28 protein-coding genes are annotated in these 21,961 nt (G+C 45.2%); 17 read left to right on the top strand and 11 right to left on the bottom strand.

The window, feature by feature from the left end:
• The first annotated feature begins 15 nt into the window (after positions 1–15).
• Positions 16–405: a sel1 repeat family protein gene (locus EYQ95_RS04035; RefSeq protein WP_111913988.1), complete on the top strand. Its 390-nt coding sequence runs from the start codon at positions 16–18 to the stop codon at positions 403–405.
• Here the strand turns inward: EYQ95_RS04035 and EYQ95_RS04040 are convergent.
• Together EYQ95_RS04040 and EYQ95_RS04045 are read right to left on the bottom strand one after the other, a co-directional pair.
• Positions 381–1,445: an alpha/beta hydrolase gene (locus EYQ95_RS04040; RefSeq protein ID WP_111913987.1), complete on the bottom strand. Its 1,065-nt coding sequence runs from the start codon at positions 1,443–1,445 to the stop codon at positions 381–383. The genes EYQ95_RS04035 and EYQ95_RS04040 overlap by 25 nt on opposite strands.
• Positions 1,446–1,475: 30 nt before the next feature.
• Positions 1,476–1,802, bottom strand: coding sequence for a DUF3392 family protein (locus EYQ95_RS04045; protein ID WP_111913986.1), 327 nt, complete (start codon positions 1,800–1,802; stop codon positions 1,476–1,478).
• A 128-nt stretch (positions 1,803–1,930) separates the two neighbouring features.
• Here EYQ95_RS04045 and xthA point away from each other — a divergent pair, with 128 nt between their 5' ends.
• The gene (xthA, locus tag EYQ95_RS04050; protein ID WP_111913985.1) at positions 1,931–2,740 is read left to right on the top strand and encodes an exodeoxyribonuclease III; all 810 of its coding nucleotides are present in this window, start codon (positions 1,931–1,933) and stop codon (positions 2,738–2,740) included.
• A 50-nt stretch (positions 2,741–2,790) separates the two neighbouring features.
• Here xthA and yfbV read toward each other — a convergent pair whose 3' ends face one another.
• Complete coding sequence (gene yfbV / locus EYQ95_RS04055; protein WP_111913984.1) at positions 2,791–3,216, bottom strand: terminus macrodomain insulation protein YfbV; 426 nt, start codon at positions 3,214–3,216, stop codon at positions 2,791–2,793.
• Positions 3,217–3,456: 240 nt separating this feature from the next.
• Between yfbV and EYQ95_RS04060 the strand changes: the two genes are divergently transcribed.
• The 5 genes from EYQ95_RS04060 to EYQ95_RS27145 are packed head-to-tail and all read left to right on the top strand — an operon-like array spanning position 3,457 to position 6,325.
• Positions 3,457–3,996, top strand: coding sequence for a hypothetical protein (locus EYQ95_RS04060; protein WP_111913983.1), 540 nt, complete (start codon positions 3,457–3,459; stop codon positions 3,994–3,996).
• Entirely contained in the window at positions 3,983–4,351 is a 369-nt protein-coding gene (locus tag EYQ95_RS04065; RefSeq protein WP_207916212.1) for an ArsC family reductase, read from the top strand. The genes EYQ95_RS04060 and EYQ95_RS04065 overlap by 14 nt, the downstream gene beginning before the upstream one ends.
• The gene (gene dapE / locus EYQ95_RS04070) at positions 4,348–5,490 is read left to right on the top strand and encodes a succinyl-diaminopimelate desuccinylase (RefSeq protein WP_111913982.1); all 1,143 of its coding nucleotides are present in this window, start codon (positions 4,348–4,350) and stop codon (positions 5,488–5,490) included. The genes EYQ95_RS04065 and dapE overlap by 4 nt, the downstream gene beginning before the upstream one ends.
• Positions 5,491–6,135, top strand: a complete 645-nt coding sequence (locus EYQ95_RS04075; RefSeq protein ID WP_111913981.1) for a M15 family metallopeptidase — start codon at positions 5,491–5,493, stop codon at positions 6,133–6,135.
• 7 nt (positions 6,136–6,142) lie between these two features.
• Entirely contained in the window at positions 6,143–6,325 is a 183-nt protein-coding gene (locus tag EYQ95_RS27145) for a DUF2897 family protein (protein ID WP_111913980.1), read from the top strand.
• On the opposite strand, the gene purC is transcribed toward EYQ95_RS27145, so the two are convergent.
• From purC to dapA, 3 genes are read right to left on the bottom strand one after another with little or no spacing between them, the layout of a single operon-like run.
• The gene (gene purC, locus EYQ95_RS04085; protein ID WP_111913979.1) at positions 6,322–7,041 is read right to left on the bottom strand and encodes a phosphoribosylaminoimidazolesuccinocarboxamide synthase; all 720 of its coding nucleotides are present in this window, start codon (positions 7,039–7,041) and stop codon (positions 6,322–6,324) included. The two genes, EYQ95_RS27145 and purC, sit on opposite strands and share 4 nt — an antisense overlap.
• Positions 7,042–7,062: 21 nt before the next feature.
• Positions 7,063–8,157: an outer membrane protein assembly factor BamC gene (bamC, locus tag EYQ95_RS04090; protein ID WP_111913978.1), complete on the bottom strand. Its 1,095-nt coding sequence runs from the start codon at positions 8,155–8,157 to the stop codon at positions 7,063–7,065.
• Between the two features lie 13 nt (positions 8,158–8,170).
• Entirely contained in the window at positions 8,171–9,046 is an 876-nt protein-coding gene (gene dapA / locus EYQ95_RS04095; RefSeq protein WP_111913977.1) for a 4-hydroxy-tetrahydrodipicolinate synthase, read from the bottom strand.
• Positions 9,047–9,189: 143 nt separating this feature from the next.
• Between dapA and bcp the strand changes: the two genes are divergently transcribed.
• Entirely contained in the window at positions 9,190–9,651 is a 462-nt protein-coding gene (gene bcp / locus EYQ95_RS04100; protein ID WP_111913976.1) for a thioredoxin-dependent thiol peroxidase, read from the top strand.
• Positions 9,652–9,678: 27 nt separating this feature from the next.
• Here bcp and EYQ95_RS04105 read toward each other — a convergent pair whose 3' ends face one another.
• Positions 9,679–10,758, bottom strand: a complete 1,080-nt coding sequence (locus tag EYQ95_RS04105; protein ID WP_111913975.1) for an AI-2E family transporter — start codon at positions 10,756–10,758, stop codon at positions 9,679–9,681.
• A 159-nt stretch (positions 10,759–10,917) separates the two neighbouring features.
• Between EYQ95_RS04105 and EYQ95_RS04110 the strand changes: the two genes are divergently transcribed.
• Genes EYQ95_RS04110 through EYQ95_RS04120 form a run of 3 tightly spaced genes read left to right on the top strand, consistent with a single transcriptional unit; the run spans position 10,918 to position 13,236 of the window.
• Positions 10,918–12,462: a M48 family metalloprotease gene (locus EYQ95_RS04110; RefSeq protein ID WP_243618890.1), complete on the top strand. Its 1,545-nt coding sequence runs from the start codon at positions 10,918–10,920 to the stop codon at positions 12,460–12,462.
• 12 nt (positions 12,463–12,474) lie between these two features.
• Positions 12,475–12,825: an arsenate reductase (glutaredoxin) gene (gene arsC / locus EYQ95_RS04115; RefSeq protein WP_111913974.1), complete on the top strand. Its 351-nt coding sequence runs from the start codon at positions 12,475–12,477 to the stop codon at positions 12,823–12,825.
• A 6-nt stretch (positions 12,826–12,831) separates the two neighbouring features.
• The gene (locus EYQ95_RS04120; protein ID WP_207801068.1) at positions 12,832–13,236 is read left to right on the top strand and encodes a DUF2069 domain-containing protein; all 405 of its coding nucleotides are present in this window, start codon (positions 12,832–12,834) and stop codon (positions 13,234–13,236) included.
• A gap of 6 nt (positions 13,237–13,242) precedes the next feature.
• Here the strand turns inward: EYQ95_RS04120 and hda are convergent, their stop codons facing one another.
• The gene (gene hda, locus EYQ95_RS04125) at positions 13,243–13,968 is read right to left on the bottom strand and encodes a DnaA regulatory inactivator Hda (protein WP_111913973.1); all 726 of its coding nucleotides are present in this window, start codon (positions 13,966–13,968) and stop codon (positions 13,243–13,245) included.
• Entirely contained in the window at positions 13,956–15,062 is a 1,107-nt protein-coding gene (locus tag EYQ95_RS04130) for a DUF2066 domain-containing protein (protein ID WP_111913972.1), read from the bottom strand. The genes hda and EYQ95_RS04130 overlap by 13 nt, the downstream gene beginning before the upstream one ends.
• Positions 15,063–15,170: 108 nt before the next feature.
• Between EYQ95_RS04130 and EYQ95_RS04135 the strand changes: the two genes are divergently transcribed.
• On the top strand, positions 15,171–16,487 hold the full coding sequence (locus EYQ95_RS04135; protein WP_111913971.1) for an MFS transporter: 1,317 nt from the start codon (positions 15,171–15,173) through the stop codon (positions 16,485–16,487).
• 4 nt (positions 16,488–16,491) lie between these two features.
• Here the strand turns inward: EYQ95_RS04135 and pgm are convergent, their stop codons facing one another.
• Positions 16,492–18,135 carry a phosphoglucomutase (alpha-D-glucose-1,6-bisphosphate-dependent) gene (gene pgm / locus EYQ95_RS04140; protein WP_111913970.1) on the bottom strand — a complete coding sequence of 548 codons (1,644 nt, stop codon included), beginning with the start codon at positions 18,133–18,135 and terminating at the stop codon, positions 16,492–16,494.
• A complete protein-coding gene (seqA, locus tag EYQ95_RS04145) occupies positions 18,132–18,680 on the bottom strand; it encodes a replication initiation negative regulator SeqA (RefSeq protein ID WP_111913969.1) in 549 nt (182 codons plus the stop codon). Before seqA ends, pgm begins: the two co-directional genes overlap by 4 nt.
• A gap of 85 nt (positions 18,681–18,765) precedes the next feature.
• On the opposite strand from seqA, the gene EYQ95_RS04150 reads away from it, so the two are divergent.
• From EYQ95_RS04150 to EYQ95_RS04170, 5 genes are all read left to right on the top strand, one after another.
• Positions 18,766–19,557 carry an alpha/beta fold hydrolase gene (locus EYQ95_RS04150; protein WP_111913968.1) on the top strand — a complete coding sequence of 264 codons (792 nt, stop codon included), beginning with the start codon at positions 18,766–18,768 and terminating at the stop codon, positions 19,555–19,557.
• Positions 19,558–19,633: 76 nt separating this feature from the next.
• The gene (locus tag EYQ95_RS04155; protein ID WP_111913967.1) at positions 19,634–19,852 is read left to right on the top strand and encodes a DUF2788 domain-containing protein; all 219 of its coding nucleotides are present in this window, start codon (positions 19,634–19,636) and stop codon (positions 19,850–19,852) included.
• 14 nt (positions 19,853–19,866) lie between these two features.
• Entirely contained in the window at positions 19,867–20,391 is a 525-nt protein-coding gene (gene fldA / locus EYQ95_RS04160) for a flavodoxin FldA (protein WP_111913966.1), read from the top strand.
• Between the two features lie 68 nt (positions 20,392–20,459).
• The gene (fur, locus tag EYQ95_RS04165; RefSeq protein WP_111913965.1) at positions 20,460–20,921 is read left to right on the top strand and encodes a ferric iron uptake transcriptional regulator; all 462 of its coding nucleotides are present in this window, start codon (positions 20,460–20,462) and stop codon (positions 20,919–20,921) included.
• Between the two features lie 3 nt (positions 20,922–20,924).
• Positions 20,925–21,956, top strand: coding sequence for a trans-acting enoyl reductase family protein (locus EYQ95_RS04170; RefSeq protein WP_111913964.1), 1,032 nt, complete (start codon positions 20,925–20,927; stop codon positions 21,954–21,956).
• The last annotated feature ends 5 nt before the right edge of the window (positions 21,957–21,961 follow it).

The following is a 21,961-nucleotide window of genomic DNA, read 5'->3' on the forward strand; positions in this document are numbered from 1 at the left end:
CACAGGGATAACTAAGTGAGATCTTGGTCACCTGCAGAACGAGACCGTCTTGCTCAAGCACACTTTGTGCAAGCAAGTCGTGACGCAAAGAATAATAAAATGTTAAGCGCTGCTCGCCATTTTCGGCGCGCTGCACTATTGGGTCACAAACGTGCAATGTATTATCTGGGAATGCAATTTCTGCAAGGCAAAGGCGTACCCAAAAGTGCGTATCATGCGTACTGCTGGCTCACGCTCGCAGATGTTTTTGGCGACACTTCAGCCGCAAAAAGTTTGAATAAGGCTAGTTTACAACTCACCTCTCGCGAAGAAATACTGGCCAGCCGACTAGCCGCTGACCGTTTTGAGCAAATCTGTGACTTAGAAATTGGCGAAGATTTTCAAGACCAAAGCTTCACACGCTGAGGCATAGCCCCCAGCTCCAACCAATCTGCAAGTTGTTCTGCCATTCTATAGCCAGCGTCTGTTGCGGTTTGCCAATATTTTTGTCGACTCGCGACATCTAAGTCTGCAAAGTCATTCCGGTCTGGAATTTTGCCGTAAGGTAGCGCGTCAATAAAGGCTTGCGTGGGCATTATCGTAATCACGTTAGGCCAATGTTCGCCGGTTGTTCTTCGTTTACTCTTCTTGTCGAACCAGCCTGGAATAATCTCCCGCTGAAAGTGTGGATATAGCGCTAAGCCCTCTTGTTCGGATAAGTCCAAATCGAAGTGATAGTCGGTAACGCCTCCATCCCTATAAACCCCTTTAGGCGCACCCGGAATATTCTTTACACCCGCAAGAACCATCGGAATGGAACCTGTCGCTAGTAATGCTTCTCGGAAGTTTTCCTGTGACAGAGGCACATGACGAGTCGGCAAATCATTCCACTTCGTACCGAGCGGTTTTTTCAATTTAGGGTGGTGAAACACTACGCGCTCAAAATGGTGGCCCAAATACTTGCGCCGAACCGCATTTGCAGCCATGGCTTGCACCAAACCAATCCCCTGCCCAACGCGCGACTCCAATTGATTCAAGCCTTTAGCTCGCGCCACAATCATATGGTGCAAAAATCGTTCTTGCGAGAGAATTTCGCTAACCGCGCTGTCTGGAACATACTCATGCAATAGGTCAATACTCTTGCCTGTAATTTCGGCAATGTCAGGTTTTTCGCTGTATACCGTACCTCGGTATAGCTCACTAAACTTTGCACTTGCCTCTGCTGCGTTCTCGCGACCTAAACTCGCAAAACGCCAAGCGCCTGCAGAAGTTCCCATAAGATTCATGGACGATTTACGTTTATTTAACCAGTCTCCAAAAAGGAAGTTATCTAGTCCTTGTAAAATAAACCATTTTGGACCGCCAGACGCGCCAATCAATAATTTGATGTCCTCTACGTCTAATCCATTATCCTGAATATGTTGATACGCTGTAGGGCCAGCTTTAACGTCAATCCAATCCGTCATCTATCTTTTCCTATAACTATGTTTTACGTGCTACAAAACACGCTTACGCTCGGCAAGTAAACCCAGCGCAATCAATATTCCTAACGTAACCACGCCCAAATAGAGTCCTGAAATGCTTGCTAGTAGGTTTGCAATAACAGGCACCAACCATGTCAGCAATAACCCATAACCAAATGCACAAACTAAGATGAAAATAAGCGTGCGAATAAGAAAATGATAATGAGATATTTGCCGTTTTAGCGCTCGGTTAATGTTGTCACCATATAGCACCAATAGTGTGGCGATAATCATGGTGCTAATTTGAAAAATATAGGGTCTCACAAAACCACTCATGGACAATAATACGTCTTGCCACATGCTTTAAACCTTCACGTTAACAATGCAAAGCAGCAGTATACCTAGATTGGAATCAAATAACAGAAGCTGCACTGTTTTTACCACAGTGGTATGATATTCGTAATCATTCAGCGAAAAACAATAAACCTATGAAATTTATAAGTTTTAATATTAATGGCATCCGCGCTCGACTTCATCAATTACAAGCGCTTATCGACAAACACCAACCCGACGTAATTGGCTTGCAAGAAACTAAAGTACATGACGAACAGTTTCCATTAGCAGACGTTGAAGCCATGGGTTACCACGTTTACTTCCATGGCCAAAAAGGTCACTACGGCGTAGCTTTATTAACCAAGCAAGAAGCTTCAGACGTTACCTATGGGTATCCGACCGACGAAGAAGACGCTCAGCGCCGTATGATTATGGCAACTGTTAAGTCGCCAGACGGTCATTTGATTCGTGTTTTAAACGGTTATTTCCCACAAGGTGAAAGTCGCGACCACCCTACCAAGTTTCCGGCAAAGGAAAAGTTTTATAGTGACTTAATGGGATACCTCAATGCCCATGAAAATGCGGATAGTCATCTCATTGTGATGGGTGATGTGAATATCTCAACTACAGACCAAGACATTGGTATTGGCGAGCCTAACCGCAAGCGCTGGCTTAAAACAGGAAAATGCAGTTTCCTACCGGAAGAAAGAGAATGGATGCAAACACTTCTGGATTGGGGTTTACGAGACACGTGGCGGGAGCAGCACCCTGAAGTAATCGACCAATTTAGCTGGTTCGACTACCGTTCGCGAGGCTTTGACGACAATAGAGGTCTGCGCATTGACGTTGTGTTAGCAACTTCTGTTCTTGCAGATAAGTGCGAAAGCGCAGGCATCGATTATGAACTTCGCGGTATTGAAAAGCCGTCCGATCATGCTCCAATTTGGAGTCAGTTTAGCTTTTAACGGCTCTTTTAACGACTGGTACCACCCTGCATCAAATGCGGGGTGGTTAGTTAAAAGTCGTGCGGGGAAAGCTCCGCCAACGCTTTCCTCAGTACCCACGCCAAATCAATATAACAAGGCCCTTGCCGGTGACTTGGCAAGCGAATGTCTTGCCCACTTTTATTGAGCTTATCTTTTAGTTCGAAGTACCAGGCACGCAGCGGCACTGAAAGCTGTGATTCCGAACGCTTACCTAACCAATAAAAACCATGGCACGGTATCCAAAGTAACAACAAGCTACTCGCTATAATTTGAGGCAAAAATTCCATGCCTAGGTACTGGTATTGAACAAAAGCGTTCACTCCCGCCGCCGCAGGTAACCATCGCCACGCTAACTTTGTCGCTGGTGCTATTCGTGACTCCGGTAAATTACCAACTACCGCATGCCTTGGCCAAAGCTCCATGTAGCGATAGCCACTGCGTAATGTTTTCCACATGAACAACTTTACCTCTTGTTTGTCTACTTATCATTCTCTCAGAAGTAAATAAAAGATCAATCTTTAACCGATAGGACAAATCTCAACCAACACTGATAATCTTTTAAAATCATTAATTTATGACATTTACAGCAACAAACACACAGGGTTATCCACAGAATCAGTGGAAAGCTTTTCACGACTGACAATTCATCTAATATCTGCCAAAATACAAGTTCAATAGAGTGGCGATTTAAGCAAATGGAACAACTCTCGAAACACCCTGATAAATGGCAAAAGAAGATTACACTGTACTCTCCGATTACAGGTAAAAGCTCGCCTGTAACTAATATTAAAAGTTCAGCCTTGAACTTAGGGGCATTTGGCGTGGGAGTTGCCTTACAACCAGGAAATCAGAAAGTCATGCTATTGCCTGGGTGGAGCTGCCACCACCACTCTGCTGACTTACGCGACTGGTTCCTTACCATAAAAGTAGACGGTGCAGTGCTTCGAAGTCATCTTAGGCTTTGGCCTCATGAATTAATCATGCCTTTCGCATCAACGGTTTCCACAAGCCCAAAAATAAACGACAAGCCCCTCTTTACTATTGCGCCCTTGCATTTTCAACCATCACAAAAGTGTATGGTGTCATTTACAATTCCGCAGCATGACAAGCTGAGTTTCCTTCCTCATTTTGGTAATGTAACCGCAGGTGACTCACCCCTTATCGATTTATTCCTTGGCGCCGAGTTTGACGAAGACGTAGGTTATAGCCAAGAAATGCAAAATGAGAACAACTAAGAGCATGAATATGACAACTTTATTTGGAATACCTAACTGCGACACAGTGAAGAAGGCGAAAAAGTGGCTCGAAAGCAACGAAGTTGAATTCACTTTCCATGATTACAGAAAAGAACCTTTGCCAGCGAATACCTTAGAAATGTGGATCGCGGAAGTGGGTCAGGACAAGTTACTCAATACCCGAAGCACTACATGGCGCAACCTTCCCGATGAAGACAAAGCCGATTTGACAGACGTCCGCGTAGTGAAGCTATTACGTGACAACCCAACACTAATTAAGCGCCCTGTACTTGTTCACACCAATGGAATTGAAGTAGGTTTCAAAGACAACCAATACGAAGCGTTATTCGCATGACCGATATCAACCCAACCCTCGAGCTTTGTCGAGAACTTATTCGCCGACCATCGGTTACCCCCGAAGACGAGGGGTGCCAAATACTGATTGGCGAAAGGCTAGCTGCCCTTGGTTTTGAACTTGAAACCATGGTGTTTGAAGACACGACCAATCTTTGGGCGCGCCGTGGTCATTCAGGCCCAGTACTTTGTTTCGCAGGGCACACTGACGTTGTTCCAGCAGGTCCTGAACATGCTTGGAACACACCACCTTTCGAACCTACCGACATAGACGGTTATATATACGGCCGCGGTGCAGCAGACATGAAAGGTAGCCTTGCGGCCATGGTTGTTGCCGTAGAACGCTTTGTGCACAACAATCCAAATCATACCGGTAGTATTGCATTTCTTATTACGAGTGACGAGGAAGGCCCTTTTATCAACGGAACAACCCGAGTCATTGATACTCTAGAGGCCCGCAATGAAAAGATAGACTGGTGTATTGTGGGAGAACCCTCGAGCACTAACTTTTGTGGCGACGTCATAAAGTACGGACGTCGCGGCAGCTTAAGTGGAGCGCTAACAGTGTATGGCGTTCAAGGGCATGTTGCATATCCTCATTTGGCTGAGAATCCTATCCATAGAGTTGCCCCTGCACTTTCCCATCTAGTGAATGAAATTTGGGACAATGGTAATCATGCTTTCCCACCCACAAGTTTTCAAATTTCCGATATTCGCGGAGGAACGGGCGCAACCAATGTCATTCCAGGTGAAGTACATGTGCAATTCAACTTGCGCTTTAGCACCGAAAGCACAGCTGAAACCCTTATGGAGCGAATCGATGCGATTCTTACCCAGCACGAACTTAAGTACTCAATAGACTGGAAGCTAAATGGCCAACCTTTCTTAACGGATCATGGTCAGTTACTAAACGCTTGTAGCTCTGCCATTGAAGAAATTAAAAATACCAAACCGGAACTGAGCACTTCTGGCGGTACTTCTGATGGACGCTTCATCGCCCCCACCGGCGCACAAGTTGTGGAGTTAGGGCCAGTGAATGCCACAATACACAAGGCAAATGAGCGAGTTAGCCATCAAGACCTGATCGATTTAACAAGCTATTACGAACTAATTCTGAATAAACTAATGGGTGAGCAATAAATGACCAACGGTTTGTTGTATGGCTTGATTGAAAACGGGCTCGTTCCAGTAAACGCTACGCAGCGCCTTCAAGAAGAAGCGGCCACTGCATTTACATGCATGCAAAAAGCGGCTGCTGACGACGGTATACAACTAGAAATTGCCAGTGGCTTTCGTGACTTCAACCGCCAACTTATGATTTGGAATCGTAAATTCGAATCCGAATCACTTCATCATTTGACGCCTGACCAGCGCGTAAGAGAAATCATGCGTTGGTCGGCACTCCCAGGCACCAGTCGCCATCATTGGGGTACCGACTGTGACCTATATGATCCAATAGCATTGGGGTCAAACAAGCTCCAATTAGAACCGTGGGAGTATGAAAGTGATGGGCCATTTAATAAGCTTACGAACTGGCTAAACCAACACGCTCGTAGGTTTGGTTTTTATCGCCCCTACCGCAATGACAATGGAGGAGTTGCTCCTGAGCCGTGGCATTGGAGTTATGCACCTCTCGCTAAACAGTTTCTGAAGCAATATAGCGCGGATGAGTTACGTGAAATCATAACTGCGAGTAATCTCCAAGGCAAAGCTGTCGTTCTCCCCCAAATTGAGCGCATTGTGTCGCAGTATGTTCACAGTGTTGACCCAATGGAAAAGGATTAATTAACTGATGTCTCTTTGGTGGACTGCACTCATTATTGCACTTGTTCTAGGGATTATTGTTAGCAATATTCTGCTAGTGAAATACACCGCGAACATGAAGATGCCTAAAATAAAAGACCCCGATGCAAACGCAAAGGGGTCTTCTAAAGACGCTTCTAAATGGAAGAAGTGGGACGACGAGGAGGATTAACCTTTAGGTAACTCTAAACCTAGTCTCGAGGCCACTTCCTCATACGCTTCAACAACTCCACCAAGTCCTTGACGGAATCTATCTTTGTCGAGCTTCTCTTTGGTTTCTTTATCCCATAAACGGCAACCGTCTGGACTAAATTCGTCACCCAAAACGATCTCACCGTTAAACACGCCAAACTCAAGTTTGTAGTCCACAAGAAGCATACCTGCCTCTTCAAACCATGGTTTTAAAACATCATTTACAGCAAACGTAAGGCGTTTCATTTCAGCAAGTTGCTCTGGAGTTGCCCAACCAAAAGCTTCAGCATGCGTCTCATTAACCATGGGGTCATGAAGCGCGTCATTTTTCAAAAAAAGCTCAAACGTAGGAGGCGTTAACTGCAACCCTTCTTCCACACCTAAACGGCGAACTAAAGATCCGGCTGCAAAGTTACGTACGACGCACTCTACAGGAATCATGTCGAGCTTTTTAACTAAGCAAGAGTTGTCCGAAAGGAGCTTTTCCATTTGTGTAGGAATACCTGCACTAGCCAGTTTTTCCATTACAAAATGGTTGAAGCGGTTGTTCACCATTCCTTTACGAGCTAACTGCTCGATACGCTCGCCGTCAAACGCCGAAGTGTCGTCTCTAAATTCCAGAATCAAATAATCTGGGTTATCCGTCAGAAAAACAGTTTTTGCCTTACCACGATAAAGTTCGCTTTGCTTGTTCATACCATTCTCTTTTATGAGTTCTTACTCGTTGCGAAATGCCGCAACAACTAACGGATGCCATGCTTGAAGCTGCGCTTCGGTAATTGCTACATCGTCAAGCTTCGGCGTAATGTAAACACGGTCGTTTCGGTCGTCTACAACGAAAGTTACTTCAGTTCCTTCGCTTAGTCCTAATGGCCCTTCTTCGTTTCGTTTCCAGAACGCGAAAATATGATACCAAGCGCGGTCTTCGAAAGGCTCGTAAGTAGTGTAGTAAACACCTTCAGACTGGTTTAAGTCGTCGACTACAAAACCTAGGTTATTTAATGCGTCTGGCATCAACACCCAGGCACTATTGAAATCAGTTTCAATAACGTAAGCCGGTTCACCGTCAACCGAACTTCCCATGGTTACGTTAATTTGTTCTTGCGCAAACACCTCGCGGTTAGAACGATAGCTCTGCTCCATCGCAATGCTCACGTCGTTTAAAACATTACGCTCTAGTGTTCTACTTGCATGCATAGGTAACGGTGTTACTTCCCCGTCGATCAACCACTGCGGCTCTATAACGTTCACATAAAGTGCGCCACTTCGACCATGGCTGGCAACGCGGAAAATCATTTCGAAAGCTTGCTCAGATTCGGTAATAATTTTTTCGCGGCTAATCATGTTCGCTAAACCAGGCTTCGAGCGCTCGTGTTGCAACATGCGGAAACGGTCGGTAACAATGCGGTTTTGTTCCGGGTGTAACTCAAAAGAAACGTCAAACCCCTCAACCACCTGAACCATATGACGCCATACGGCAGCGCGCAAATCAGAAACACCCTCAGTGGTATCGATGTAAAGAATCGATTCGTCTGAACCTGCCTCAACTCGACTACCTGGAGCCACGGCTAACAATTGACGAGGTGGACGAATACTTACATTTTTACCTATGTAAGCATTTTCAGAACCTTCGACAGCTGGAATCGTGTAACGATTGTTTTGTTCTTGAACTTCAAGTTCACCGGGAGTGACTAACTCGCCATGCTCTTCAATTTCAGTGTAATTATATGAACCTTCAGGACGATCGTACTGAGAAGAACATGCAGTTATTAATAATCCTGCAAATAGTGGCAGGAATCGACTAGCTCTCATGGATACTCCGCTTTTATACTAATCCGGCTTGTTTTAATGCTTCTTCGATAACCTTTTGGCTCTCAAGTTCCGGAGAAACTAAAGGTAATCTGTAATTTCCTTCAACCCAACCTAATCGAGCCATTGCCCACTTTACTGGAATTGGGTTCGCTTCTATAAAGAGAGCGTCATGTAAAGCGCGCATTTTAGCATCGATAGCGTGTGCAGCTTCGCTCTCACCACGGCGCGCAGTGTCTACCAATTCTTTCATGAGTTTCGGGGTGATATTTGCAGTAACACTGATAACACCATGCCCACCCGCTAACAAAAACTCAGCTGCTGTTGGGTCGTCACCACTCAATTGAATAAAGTCGGGGCCGCATAAGTCACGAATTTTCGCAACGCGGTCAACTTCACCTGTCGCTTCTTTAATGCCAACTACATTTTGTATCTGAGCTAGCTCAGCAACAACTTCAGGTTGAATGTCACAACAGGTGCGACCTGGTACATTGTATAAAATTTGCGGCACGTCACTGGCTTCAGCACAAGCGCTGAAATGGCCAATAAGTCCTTGCTTTGGAGGCTTGTTGTAATAAGGCGTAACATTAAGGAATCCGTCCACGCCTAAAGGAGCAATACGCTCTGTAAGTTGCACAGCTTCTGATGTTGAGTTAGAACCATTGCCCGCTACGACTTTAATCCGTTTATCTGCCACTTCTACGGTAGCTTTCACTACATCAACGTGTTCATCATGACTTAACGTAGTAGATTCACCTGTAGTACCCACTGAAACAATTGCGTCAGTACCTTCCTGGATGTGAAACTCTACAAGTTTGGCTAACAATGAATAGTCAACATTACCTTGACTCGTAAACGGGGTGACTAACGCCACCATACTGCCAGTCAACATGCGTTTATCCTCCTAATTTAAGCGCACAATGTTACGTGGGCAGAGCGCGAATGACAAGGGTTCTGCGTTGATGATCGTGCAAGTGTTGTGTTAAATATTGCGGGGTCGACGAATTTAATTACGAATATACTCGAGGAGAAAAGATGAACACACTTAAAGCGGGTGACAAAGCCCCTAATTTTAGTCTTCTGGATCAAAACGAGAATGAAGTTAATTTACAGGAATTACTGAAAGAAAATCGTGTTCTGTTGTACTTCTACCCGAAAGCTATGACACCTGGTTGCACCGTACAAGCTCAGAACCTACGTGACGAAAAAGATGCACTAGCGGCTAAAAACACAGTGGCTGTTGGTGTAAGCATCGACGCGCCTAAACGTCTTGCGAAGTTTACGGAGCGTGATGAACTTAACTTCACTCTGCTAAGCGATGAAGATCATAAAATCGCAGATGCATTTGGTGTCTGGGGCCCGAAAAAATTTATGGGTAAAGAATATGACGGACTTCACCGCATTAGCTTTTTGATCGAACAAGACGGAACCATATCAAAGGTATTCGACAAATTTAAAACGAAAAACCACCATGAGGTTGTGTTAGAGGAACTCTAATACACCAGTCATTCAAGGCGGTGCCTCTTAGCTACCGCCTTCTTCAGCTTGTTGCTCTTGTCGAGCTTGTGAAAACGCAGTCAATACAGCCTTAACAAGGCTTGCTAAAGGGATAGCAAAGAACACTCCCCAGAAGCCCCACATCGCGCCAAAAATCAAAACAGAAGCAATTATATAAACAGGATGTAAGCTCACCGCTTCAGAAAACAATAAGGGCACGAGAACATTGCCGTCTAACGCCTGAATAACTAAATAAGCAAACAACAACCACACTAAAGTAATTGAGGGACCAAATTGAAATAACCCTACCAGCGCCACAGGAATAGTGACTACCGCGGCTCCGATGTAAGGAACCAGTACCGAGAAACCGACCAAGGTTGCCAGCAATGCTGCGTATTGCAGTTCAAACAACGAAAACACCACGAAAGTCACAATACCGACAATAATAATTTCTAACGACTTGCCGCGAATGTAATTCATTATTTGTGTGTTCATTTCATAACCCACTTGCTGAATTTTCCGGCGCTGCTCGGGAAGAACACGTTCGAAATGGCTTAATAAAATGTCTTTGTCTTTCAACATAAAGAACACCATTAACGGTACGATAATTAAGTACACTAAAAGCGACGCAAAAACATAAATAGTGCCTAGCGAGCGGTCAAGCAACGACTGACCAATTTCTAACAACCGATTGTTAATGCGTTGCGTAAATAGCTCTATTTGTCGAGGCTCTATGAAAGAAGGTGCAATTTCTTCGGCTCGTTCTACAAGGTCCTGCCATGCTTCCGCAATAAGTGGGAGTTCTTGCAGTAAATTAACACTTTGCTGCCAAATAACAGGCACGAGGAATACAATAAGAAGAATAAAAATAGTCATGAACACAGCAAACACAATCAGAGCTGCGGGAAGCCGCCGTAATCCCAATTGCTCGCATTTACTCACGGGCCATTCAAGTAAGTATGCCAATGCAATTGCCGCTATTACAGGCGCCAAAATGCTTCCCATGGTCAGTAAAATAACAAAACCGACAACTAACATGAGCGTTAATGCGACTAAATTCGGGTCAGAGAAGCGCTTTTGAAACCAGTGCTTTAAATAATCCAACATACTTACATTCCTTCGGCGTTCAGCATGAAGCTAGGTTCAAAAAAGAACCTCATTCTACGTATTATATTAACACGCTAGTGTTAAAAACATTCGACTGAAGTCGACTCTTTACGTTCAATCACGTAAATTAAATAGCTTCAAGGAACTCTGTTGTTTTCTGTGCGTCTTAACAACATTGTAGTTGATTCAAAGTTGTTGGAGAACTTAACGTTCATGTTTGCGCCAAGTCGTATTTACTCAAAATTCGCGCCCAAACTAGCATCGCTAGTCATGGCGGGGTCATTAAGCCTAGGTACTGCGGTGTCGGCTTATGCGCAAGACGCAATCGATGTTCCTGAAATAGGTATCGCAGGCGCATCCTCGATCTCTATCGCTCAAGAACAACGGCTTGGCGACTTTTACATGCGTCAACTCAGAGCCATGGCCCCTATAGCCGACGACCCAGTTTTAAGAGAATACCTAAGTGGCATCGGTAATCGCTTGATTATGCACACCGACAACATCCGCTATCCCTTCACTTTCTTTTGGGTAAACGACTCCGCGTTAAATGCTTTCGCATTTTTAGGAGGATACATAGGAATCCATACTGGCATTATCATGCAAGCAGAGACTGAATCTGAACTAGCATCCGTCGTTAGCCATGAAATTGCGCATGTATCTCAACGTCACATCGCAAGAAATATGGAACGAATGACACAAGCAGGTCCTACTACCATGACCCATGTACTGGGAAGCATTATTGTAGGTTTGGTTAATCCCGCCGCTGGTATGGCAGGTCTTGCCGCGAGTGTCGCAGGCGCCCAACAACGCCAGATAAACTACACCCGACAATTTGAGCTTGAAGCAGACCGAATTGGAATCAATGCATTATTTCGGGCGGGCTTTGATCCCGAAGGCGCTCCGAGCTTTTTTGGGCGCTTAGCTGAACAGTATCGCTACACTCAAACGCCCCCTGAAATGTTGATCACGCACCCCTTACCCGACTCGAGGGTTGCCGATACTCGAAATAGAGCCATGCAATACGAGCCGCGCAGAGTAGAAACATCATTACAGTTTGAACTCGCGAAAGCACGTATTCGAGTGCGTTATGCCGACCGCCGAGCAGCAGACGTACTGAAAGACTTAGAGTATGAAGCCCAACACTTGGTAGACCACGCCAAGATCGCAGGCAACCGATATGGTCGCGCCCTAGCCCATCTCGCGCTTGAAGAGCACGAAAGAGCGTATCAATTGCTAATGCCTTTGCGCCAAGAAGACCCGATGAATCTTTTCTACTTAGACACAGAAACCGACATACTCATGGCGCAACAACGCTCGGAAGAAGCCGTTGAAATGCTGCAGCGAGAGTATATTCGCCGCCCTAACAATCAAGTGATTACGCTTAACCTTGCCTACGCTGCAAATGCAGCACGAAATTTGGATTTAAGCCGGCGCGTACTCAATAACTTTATTATCTATAACAAAAAAGATGTTTTAGCGTGGGACTTACTTCACACAGCATACGAGCTAGATGGTAAAATTAGCGAAATGCACGAAGCGAGAGCAGAGATATTTGCGCTTCGTGGCGACTTTCGCGGTGCTATAGAGCAACTGCACACTGCGATTAGTAAAACCGAAGAAGATGCAACTTTAACGCGTCAACGTATGCAGGCTCGAATTGAACAATTCAGGGCGTTAGAGCAAGAACGCGTACTCATGAACTAACAGGAGTTTTCAGTGAGTCAAATTAAGATACTACACAACCCTCGCTGCTCGAAAAGCAGACAAACCCTATCGCTTTTGGAAGAACAAGGTATCCAACCACAGGTTGTCGAATATTTAAAAGACACACCCAGCGCAGAAGAATTGAAGTCTATTCTTGCGAGCTTAAATGCCAAGCCTATGGACATCGTTCGTAAAAAGGAAGACATCTTTAAAGAGCTCAATTTAAAAGCGTTCACAGGAAGCGATGACGAACTCATTGAGATTATGCTAGAAAACCCAAAACTTATTGAGCGCCCTATCGTGGTCAATGGGAACCGAGCGGCAATAGGAAGACCTCCTGAAGCTGTATTAGACATTATTTGAGGTTTTATGTTGCCAACATCATCAGAGTTCTACCGCAAGCTCACACTAATTTCGTACCCGCTGTTAATCGTATATATGGCGGTAATCGTTACAGTGCTTATGCCCAGTGAGTTTTTGCCTATCCCGCTGGCTCTAACAATGTGGATTCTACCCTTACTTTTTCCATTAAAAGGTATTATTCAAGGTAATCCATATACCCATGCTTGGGCTAACTTCGTTTTAATCTTGTACTTCTTACATGGGTTTACCACGCTCTACACCCACTGGAGCACTTGGTACATCCCCGCCATTGAATTGATGCTGGTTACGGCTGCTTTCATTGGCGCAACATTTTACGCTAGGTACAAAGGGCGTGAGCTGGGGCTTGGGCTGAAAAAAGCCAATGTCTCTAATGCAGGGAAAAGTGATTAGAACTCGTTAGAGCGTAACTTCCTTCAGCGCATTGCGAACGAACGGAAGTGTTATTGGACGTTGCTCTCTAATGGATAATTGGTCTAGTGCTTTCAAAACCTTCATTAAGGTTCTCATGTCACGGCTAAGCCGTTGGAGCAAATACTCTGCCACTTCACGCGACAGCTTCATTCCACGGGCTTTCGCGTGAAGTTTCAAAGCAGTAACTTTCTTTTCATCAGACAGCTTTTGCAGACGGAAACGTATCGCCAGTTCTAACCGAGACGTTAAGTCAGGTACGACAATACCCTGCGCCGACGGATCGTTCTCCGCTGCCCACACCAACAAGCCAGATTGCTGGTCAGTAAAGCGATTAATTAACGTAAACAACGCAACACACCACTCTTCATCACCAACAACAGCGTCTATACCATCGAGTATGAGAATTGGGTATTGGTGTAACCCGTCCAGAATTGACGGTGGAAATTGCGCCTGTATTTCTTTGCAATCGATATACATAGCCTGCACACCAGACTGTTGCATACGGTCAACAAAGGCAAAAAGCAGATGGCTTTTGCCGCTTCCAGGGGTTCCTACCAGCGCAAGCTGCTGAAATGACTGATTTGAAAATTCGAACTCACGCAGATAGTTGACTAACTGCTCGTTTTCACCGGTCACAAATGTTTCAAACTGCGCAGTTTCAGGTAGCTCAACAGGCAAAGTAAGTTGCCGGTGTCGCTTCATCGCAGCCATCGATACTCCAAAAACATTGACTCGACTTGGTTCCACGGATCATCTATCACTTCCACTGCGCGCTCTAATGCAAGTGCACTTTCAACTCGACTAGCATCCCCTACTACCGCCAATTCAAACTCTGCAGTTCCAGAATAAAAGCGCGTCATGGTGACATGTACGATAGGACCCAAACTTCTCAATAATGCTTCTGCTTCAGCAATTTGTTGTATCGAGTTCAAGCCAGTCATTCTTAAGTAGGTATAACCGGTATCTGCTGCTGAGTAATTCACTGCGTATTGACGCGCAACAGCTTCCGTTAACTGATTGGCTAATGCAGCCCCTAGAGACTGCTGATTAACTGCATCTACTTGTCCTGAGCGCTCGAAGTCTTGAATAACGATGGTCCATTCAGCACGCCAAACACCTACGCCTTCGCTAAGTCGCACCATAACCACGCCATTGGTCGGATATCGAGAGGATGCCTCCAATACCGGCTCCTTAAAACGTCCCCAAACATCGTTGGGGGTAATCGCCATTCTGTCGTTTAAGTCGAGTAGCGGCATATTGACCGGCAAACCACGATGAGCGCTTTGTTCAAGCAAGCTGTCTAAAAGCCAGTGGCTTTCGTCACGTGCGAGTAGCTGTAAACCTGCAGGCTGAGTTTCTACAATCCAGAGCATCAATTCAGGTCTTCTTGCCCGCCAAACTGGTGCGCCTGCTTGCCGAAGTAACCCTACAATACGCTCTTCCGAGTAAGTAATTTGCAGGTACAACTGCCCTTCTTCGCGCTCGTAACCATAAGTCACCATATAATCTACAGCACTTGAAAACGCGCGAGACACTGCAGGGTTATTCAACGTTGAAGACTGACCAGAGGCTCGCACAATCACGGTCTTCATACCTTCTTCGTAAGCAACAAACCGCTGAGCCCGTGTTTGATCTTCAACCGGAACAGAAACTTGCATAAGCTGACTCAATTCACGATCTTGAGCTTGCGTTGGCAAAACCACGCAAAAACTCATGGCGAACATCAGACAAGCAATGAATAAAGTGTTCCGTTGATTAGTCACAAACACGTTTCCTTTTATAAGCAATAGCAAGATGATAAACATCCCCTAACGTGGGAGCAAGCTTAAACACTGAAAAGGCTCGGTAATTTCTAGCCGAACAATATCAACGCTGTTACACTTTCCCCCACAATCAACGAGATAGGAATAGAGATGCTTCGACAACAAGTTCGCGCCGTCAGTTCTTTATTAACCACCATGACCCTTATTGGCCTTTGTGTGGGTATGACCAGCACGCTACTCAGCTTGCGCGCAACTCTAGAAGGCTTCTCTACGCTAACCACCGGTATTATCATGTCGGCCTATTTCTTAGGTTTCCTATTTGGTTCTACGCGCGCACCAAAAGACATTCGTCGTGTGGGTTATATTCGTGCGTTTGGTGGCCTTGCAGCGCTGGCATCGGTATCAATACTGGTACAGTCCATTTGGATCGACCCGATTATTTGGTTTTTATTCCGCTTCCTTAGCGGTTTTGCCTTGTCTGCGATGTTTGTCATTGCAGAAAGTTGGCTTAACACCATGGCGGACAATAAAAACCGCGGCGCCATGCTCTCTATCTACATGGTACTTATCTATGGTGGCCTTATCGTCGGGCAATTGATTCTAGGTATAGCAGACCCAGGAACATTTGTTCCTTTTGCTATCGTAGCCATGCTCATTAATTTGTCACTCGTGCCCATTTTAGCCAGTGTAACGGTAGAGCCAACAACACACAGCCCGAAGAAAGTTTCCCTCAGAGTACTTCTGGAACAAGCACCACTGGGCATTATTACCGCTTTTGTTATTCAAGCGTGCTATGCCATGTTTTATGGTGTCGGGCCTGTTTATGCTATTTATTTAGGCCTGAGCGTTCCTCAAGTCACGTTATTTATGGCAGCGTATATCTTCGGTGGGTTAGTTGCACAAACACCTGTTGGCCTACTCTCTGACAAATTCGACAGACGAGCAGTTCTAGCTGGCTGCGCAGCGGCAAGTGCCTTTTTTGCTTTTGTACTTTCTCAACTACCGGCAACTTACCCATGGGTTATTTATCTGCTCATGGCTTTGCTCGGCGCAAGTATTTTGCCGCTTTATAGTTTATCGATGGCGCATACCAACGACTTCCTTGAACGTGACCAAATGATCGGCGCAACTGGCGCTATTATTAAAGTTGGCGGTATTGGAGCAGTGATCGGTGCGCCGTCGGTAGCGGCAATGATGCAGTTCGGACAAATTAATTTATTCTTCATTCTTATTGGTATTTTATCCGGCGGTGTCGCGCTGTATGCGCTTTACCGCATAGGTAAAAGAGAGCGCGCAACAGACCAAGCACACACAGCTTTTGCGGCATTGGCTCCGGCACAAACATCAGAAGAGTTGGTATATACCTTAGTCGATGAAACTCATGGCCAGGAAGAAGACGAAGAGCAAGAAGAAAGCCCAGCCATCACTGTTACTGGGCCTCCTGTAAAAGAAGATTCTGAAAGCTAAACGATTAAGCTTGTCGTGCTAGCCACTCGATTACGGTTTGCGAAGCTTCACTAAGAATTTGTTCAAGGTGAGCTTCGCTTTTCAAACTTTCCGCATAAATCTTGTACACCGGCTCCGTACCCGACGGGCGAACAGCAAACCAACCATTAGCCGTCACTACTTTAACGCCACCAAATGTAGCGCCGTTACCTGGTGCAGTGGTTAGGACATTCTCTACCGGTTCATCGGCCAAATTCGTCAATTTAAAAGGCTTATGGGCGAGTTCCTTAAAGCTTTCCATATCTTCATGGCTAGCTTTAACATCAAGTCGTTTATAAAAAGCTGTACCATGCTGTTGTTCAAGCTCTTGATAATACTGACTCGGACTTTTGCCTGTAACCGCAAGAATTTCAGCAGCAAGCAAACCAAGAATAATACCGTCTTTGTCGGTACTGAAAGGTTGCCCAGAAAAGTCCAAGAAACTCGCACCCGCGCTTTCTTCTCCGGCAAAGCCGATTTCACCAGCAAACATGCCCTCAGCGAACCATTTAAAACCAACAGGCGTTTCAAATAACTGGCTTTCACGAGCTGCCACAACGCGGTCGATGATCGCGCTACTAACAATCGTTTTACCAACTTTTGCTTTTTGGCCCCAGTTACGATGACTCAGTAAATAATCTATTGAAACCGCCAGATAATGATTCGGGTTCATCAATCCATCTTGAGTGACAATGCCGTGACGATCGTAATCAGGGTCGTTGCCAATAGCTAGATCAAAGCTGTCTTTTAATGCCACCATGCTAGACATAGCAAATGGGCTCGAGCAATCCATTCTAATCTGACCGTCTTTATCGAGGCTCATAAAGCTAAACGTAGGGTCTACATGATCATTGATCAGCGAGATATCTAGCTCGTAATGTTCGGCGATAGCGCGCCAATATTCGATGCCAGCTCCGCCCATCGCGTTCACGCCAATACGAACTTTCGCTTTTCTAATGGCTTCTATATCAACAACATCAGCAAGCGCATTTACGTAACTTGCAACCCAGTCACAGCGCTTCAATTTTTTAGCATGTAAGGCTTCGTCGTAATCGACTGCATTCACACCCGACAAACCGCTGCTCATAATCGCGTTTGCGTATTTCTCTATAACTCTAGTTTCTTTGCTATCTGCTGGCCCACCATGCGAAGGGTTATATTTAATCCCTCCGTCTGCTGGAGGGTTGTGGGATGGAGTGATAACCACACCGTCAGCAAGTTGATTAGGATGTTCTTTATTCCACTTTAAAATCTGGTGGCTAATCACGGGAGTTGGCGTATAACCCAGGTCTTGTTGCACATGAACGGTAATACCATTGGCGATAAATACTTCAAGAGCGGTGATAAACGCGGCTTCTGACAACGCGTGAGTATCTTTACCCAAGAGTAAAGGGCCTTTAATTCCCTGCTCTTCTCGATAACCACAAATAGCTTGGCAAACCGCTAATATATGCGCTTCATTGAACGATTTTTTTAGAGAAGAACCACGGTGTCCGGAGGTGCCAAAACTCACTTTTTGCTGTGGGTCACGCGGGTCAGGCTCGTTAACGTAGTACGCAGCCATCAAAGCTGGAATATGCACTAAGTCTTGCTGGGTAGCTTGTTGCCCTGCACGTTCATGGATAGTCATGACAATAAGTCCCTAATTTGTTCTTGTTGTTTAGTGTCGTACCCTAACTTTTCAGCAACTCGGGTCAGCATAGACTTCTTTTTCGTAGTATTTGAATTGGTAATCACCCAAAAACCACTACCTGGAATCTGTTTAGGGTTCGTACTCTTGCCACTCGCATTAAGTTCCGATTCGTTGGTCGCAAAATACAGACGGTCGCGACCGCGGATAGTGAGCACCTGTACAAATTGCTCTGGGTGGCATGCGTAAAGCATAGAAAGCACGTATAAAAACTGCCCTACTTTGCCTTTTTGCGCGGCAATATCAGCTTCGGTAACACGATCAAAAATAGTCGCATCAGAGTTTGCAATGGTTGACTGCGTAACCTTAGCCGAAGTTGAAGCTTCAATCTCCGGCGCTGGAGCTTTTTCGTCTGACACAATCGGTTGCATCGAAGAAGAAAGGTTAAGTAAACGTCTAAGAATGTCTGAAGCACTTTCACCAATATGTTGTGTATGGGAAGCAATATATGCGTAAAGTTCATCGTCAATATTGAGTTGTTTCATGCCGTTATGCTTTCTCTTTTGTTATGATTGCATCAATTTCTTCGCATTATAACCAAGGCTGGCTGCCTTTGCATGGGGAGCATATATGCGCGAATCAAAAAACATTTCTTTAAATTATGAAACTCTAGGCGACAAGCAGCACTCTGCGGTGTTGCTTATTCACGGTTTGTTCGGCGACTTAGACAACCTAAAGTCTATAAGCAGAGCGCTTTCAGACCATTATTTCGTGATTAATATTGATGTGCGTAACCACGGTCAATCGCCATGGGTAGAAACCATGAGTTTCCCTGAAATGAGTGACGACATTCTGGGTTTGCTGGAATCTTTAGATATCGAACGTACATTTATTCTAGGCCACTCGATGGGCGGGAAAATTGCTATGGATTTTGCCCTAGAGCATAGCGATAAAGTCCATGGTTTAGTCATTGCCGACATAGCTCCAGTCGCTTATGAAGCGAGGCACACAACCATTATTGACGCGCTTAAAGCTGTCGACTTCAACCGAGTCTCAAACCGTAGCGACGTAGACCACCAGCTTGAAAAAGACATCAAAGAAAAAGGTGTGCGTCAATTTTTAATGAAAAATCTAAAAAAAGAAGACAACTCTTGGTCTTGGCGCATGAACTTATCCGCCATCGAAGAAAACTACCCCTCATTAATTGGTGCACCGGCCAGTAAAGGTACTTTTGAAGGACCTGTACTCTTTATCAGAGGGGGTGACTCCGACTATGTACAAGCAAGTCATAGAGAAGAAATCCTCTCACGATTTCCAAAAGCAGAGTCCAAAACTATTGAAGGCGTAGGTCATTGGCTTCATGCCGAAAAGCCAACGGTATTTAATAAAATTGTCGTGCGTTTTCTAGATGAGAATAGATAGCATTTGTGGTAGAATCTGCGCCATGAAATATGGCTAACGTATACAGGCTTAAAACGTATACGAATTTGGAGTTCTGATGTTTAGCGAAAATTTAGAGCAAATCGAGTCTCTAATGACCAATGTGGGTATAGCAGTTTTATTTTTACTCATTGGTTTAGCCATTCAAGACGTACTTAAAAAAGGCGACGTGCCCAAATACGGCCGTTTCTTTGTCTGGCTCGTACTATTTTTAGGTATGGCTGGTTTTCTTGCGAAAGGCGTCATTCAATTTTTCGTACAATCTAATTTGAATTGATAGGAATAAAGTTCATGGCCACAGTTGGACTGTTTTTTGGAAGCGACACAGGTAACACCGAAGCTGTTGCTCAAATGATCCAAAAAGAATTAGGCAAACAACTTATTGATGTTCAAGACATCGCGAAATCCACAAAGGAAGAAATAGCTGAATACGACCTTCTGCTATTTGGTATTCCAACGTGGTATTACGGTGAAGCACAATGTGACTGGGACGATTTCTTTCCAGAACTAGAACAAATTGATTTTACCGACAAGTTAATTGCTATTTTTGGCTGCGGCGACCAAGAAGACTATGCGGAGTATTTCTTGGACGCCATGGGCATGATTCGTGACATCGTAGAGGCTCGCGGCGGCATTATTATCGGTCACTGGCCTACCGACAGCTACCACTTTGAAGCGTCTAAAGGCATGGCGGACGATAACCATTTTGTAGGCTTAGGAATCGACGAAGACCGACAACCAGAACTTACCAAAGAACGAGTGGTTCAGTGGTGTGCCCAGTTGCGCGAAGAAATGATGTTAGACGAACTCGTTTGATAAGCATTTAATTTTGGCGGTATCTGTGGCTATAATCAGCTATCGCATTTAAGTGAAAGAGAGAATTCATGTCGAGCACCGATATTCAACTGAAAAAAGCAGGTTTGAAAGTTACGTCTCCACGCCTAAAAGTGCTGGAGGTACTTAAAGAGCCTGAAAACCAGCACATCAGTGCGGAAGAAGTTTTCAAGATTCTCCTCGAGAAAGGTGATGAAGTTGGCTTAGCAACGGTTTATCGTGTTCTCAACCAATTCGACGACGCCGGCATTGTTACACGCCACCATTTCGAAGGCGGTCGTTCTGTATTTGAACTGAGCAATAAAAATCATCACGACCACTTAGTATGCCTTACCTGTGGTCGCGTTATTGAGTTTGAAGACGACATTATTGAGAAACGCCAAGTTGAAGTAGCCGACAAAAACAACATTAAACTCACCAACCACAGCTTGTATCTCTATGGCGAATGCCAGAATGCAGACACCTGTGAGCATAATTCAGAAGATGCAGAGCATCACAGGGTCGAGGTGTAACTGATGCGTTGGATGATTTACGGTGCATACGGCTATACCGGTGAACTTATTACTCATCACGCCAAGAAAATGGGTTACCAACCTATTCTTGCAGGCCGCAATGAGGGTAAAACTCAAGAACTTGCTGAGCGTACTCAGCTTGAATACCGTGTTTTCGACCTCAACGCAGACGAGATTAAAGAGAACCTAAAAGATGTTGATTTAGTTGTCCATTGCGCAGGACCGTTCGAAATTACTGCCGAACCAATGATGAAAGCTTGTATTGAAGCTTCAACTCACTACCTCGACATTACCGGCGAAATTAGCGTTTTCGAGCTTGCGCATAGCCTTCGAAATGAAGCAGAAGCAGCAAACATTGTGCTTTGCCCAGGTGTTGGTTTCGACGTTATTCCCACCGACTGCTTAGCTGCTCGCTTAAAGTCGCAAATGCCTGACGCTACCCAATTGAAGCTCGGTTTCGACTCTCGTTCTAGAATGAGCCGAGGGACCAGCAAAACGAGTGTGAGAAGATTAGGCGAAGGCGGTGCCGTTCGAAAAGATGGAAAAATCATCAACGTGCCGTTGGCTTACAAAACCGAAGAAATTAATTTTGGCGACGGTAAAAAGCTAGCCATGACCATTCCTTGGGGTGACGTTTCTACGGCCTACTACACAACCGGCGTACCGAACATAGAAGTTTATATACCTGCAAGCCCAAAACTTGTGAAAAGTTTAAAGCGTTTAAACTACGTACTTTGGTTCCTAAAGCTCGGATTTGTGCAGAACTGGTTAAGTAAAAAGGTCGACAAACAACCTGCGGGACCAGACAGCAAAGAGCGTGAAAAGCTTGCCACTTGGGTGTGGGGCGAAATCTCAAATGAGAGAGGTGAAACCATAACGCTTCGGGAAAAAGTGCTTAACGGTTACACGCTAACTGCACGAGGCGCTACCGAGCTCGCCATTTATGTCTTGAGAAATCAGCTTAAACCTGGGTTTTACACCCCTTCTCGCCTATACGGCGCCAAGCTAATCGACCGCTTTCTTGCGGAAAAATAGCTAGA

This window comes from Lysobacter sp. N42, assembly GCF_004344885.1.

Coding starts and splice junctions, on each gene's coding strand:
- EYQ95_RS04040 (WP_111913987.1), bottom strand. CDS start 1,445: ATGACGGATTGGATTGACGTTAAAGCTGGCCCTACAGCGTATCAACAT.
- EYQ95_RS04045 (WP_111913986.1), bottom strand. CDS start 1,802: ATGTGGCAAGACGTATTATTGTCCATGAGTGGTTTTGTGAGACCCTAT.
- xthA (WP_111913985.1), top strand. CDS start 1,931: ATGAAATTTATAAGTTTTAATATTAATGGCATCCGCGCTCGACTTCAT.
- yfbV (WP_111913984.1), bottom strand. CDS start 3,216: ATGTGGAAAACATTACGCAGTGGCTATCGCTACATGGAGCTTTGGCCA.
- EYQ95_RS04060 (WP_111913983.1), top strand. CDS start 3,457: ATGGAACAACTCTCGAAACACCCTGATAAATGGCAAAAGAAGATTACA.
- EYQ95_RS04065 (WP_207916212.1), top strand. CDS start 3,983: ATGAGAACAACTAAGAGCATGAATATGACAACTTTATTTGGAATACCT.
- dapE (WP_111913982.1), top strand. CDS start 4,348: ATGACCGATATCAACCCAACCCTCGAGCTTTGTCGAGAACTTATTCGC.
- EYQ95_RS04075 (WP_111913981.1), top strand. CDS start 5,491: ATGACCAACGGTTTGTTGTATGGCTTGATTGAAAACGGGCTCGTTCCA.
- EYQ95_RS27145 (WP_111913980.1), top strand. CDS start 6,143: ATGTCTCTTTGGTGGACTGCACTCATTATTGCACTTGTTCTAGGGATT.
- purC (WP_111913979.1), bottom strand. CDS start 7,041: ATGAACAAGCAAAGCGAACTTTATCGTGGTAAGGCAAAAACTGTTTTT.
- bamC (WP_111913978.1), bottom strand. CDS start 8,157: ATGAGAGCTAGTCGATTCCTGCCACTATTTGCAGGATTATTAATAACT.
- dapA (WP_111913977.1), bottom strand. CDS start 9,046: ATGTTGACTGGCAGTATGGTGGCGTTAGTCACCCCGTTTACGAGTCAA.
- bcp (WP_111913976.1), top strand. CDS start 9,190: ATGAACACACTTAAAGCGGGTGACAAAGCCCCTAATTTTAGTCTTCTG.
- EYQ95_RS04105 (WP_111913975.1), bottom strand. CDS start 10,758: ATGTTGGATTATTTAAAGCACTGGTTTCAAAAGCGCTTCTCTGACCCG.
- EYQ95_RS04120 (WP_207801068.1), top strand. CDS start 12,832: ATGTTGCCAACATCATCAGAGTTCTACCGCAAGCTCACACTAATTTCG.
- hda (WP_111913973.1), bottom strand. CDS start 13,968: ATGGCTGCGATGAAGCGACACCGGCAACTTACTTTGCCTGTTGAGCTA.
- EYQ95_RS04130 (WP_111913972.1), bottom strand. CDS start 15,062: ATGTTTATCATCTTGCTATTGCTTATAAAAGGAAACGTGTTTGTGACT.
- EYQ95_RS04135 (WP_111913971.1), top strand. CDS start 15,171: ATGCTTCGACAACAAGTTCGCGCCGTCAGTTCTTTATTAACCACCATG.
- pgm (WP_111913970.1), bottom strand. CDS start 18,135: ATGACTATCCATGAACGTGCAGGGCAACAAGCTACCCAGCAAGACTTA.
- seqA (WP_111913969.1), bottom strand. CDS start 18,680: ATGAAACAACTCAATATTGACGATGAACTTTACGCATATATTGCTTCC.
- EYQ95_RS04150 (WP_111913968.1), top strand. CDS start 18,766: ATGCGCGAATCAAAAAACATTTCTTTAAATTATGAAACTCTAGGCGAC.
- EYQ95_RS04155 (WP_111913967.1), top strand. CDS start 19,634: ATGTTTAGCGAAAATTTAGAGCAAATCGAGTCTCTAATGACCAATGTG.
- fldA (WP_111913966.1), top strand. CDS start 19,867: ATGGCCACAGTTGGACTGTTTTTTGGAAGCGACACAGGTAACACCGAA.
- fur (WP_111913965.1), top strand. CDS start 20,460: ATGTCGAGCACCGATATTCAACTGAAAAAAGCAGGTTTGAAAGTTACG.
- EYQ95_RS04170 (WP_111913964.1), top strand. CDS start 20,925: ATGCGTTGGATGATTTACGGTGCATACGGCTATACCGGTGAACTTATT.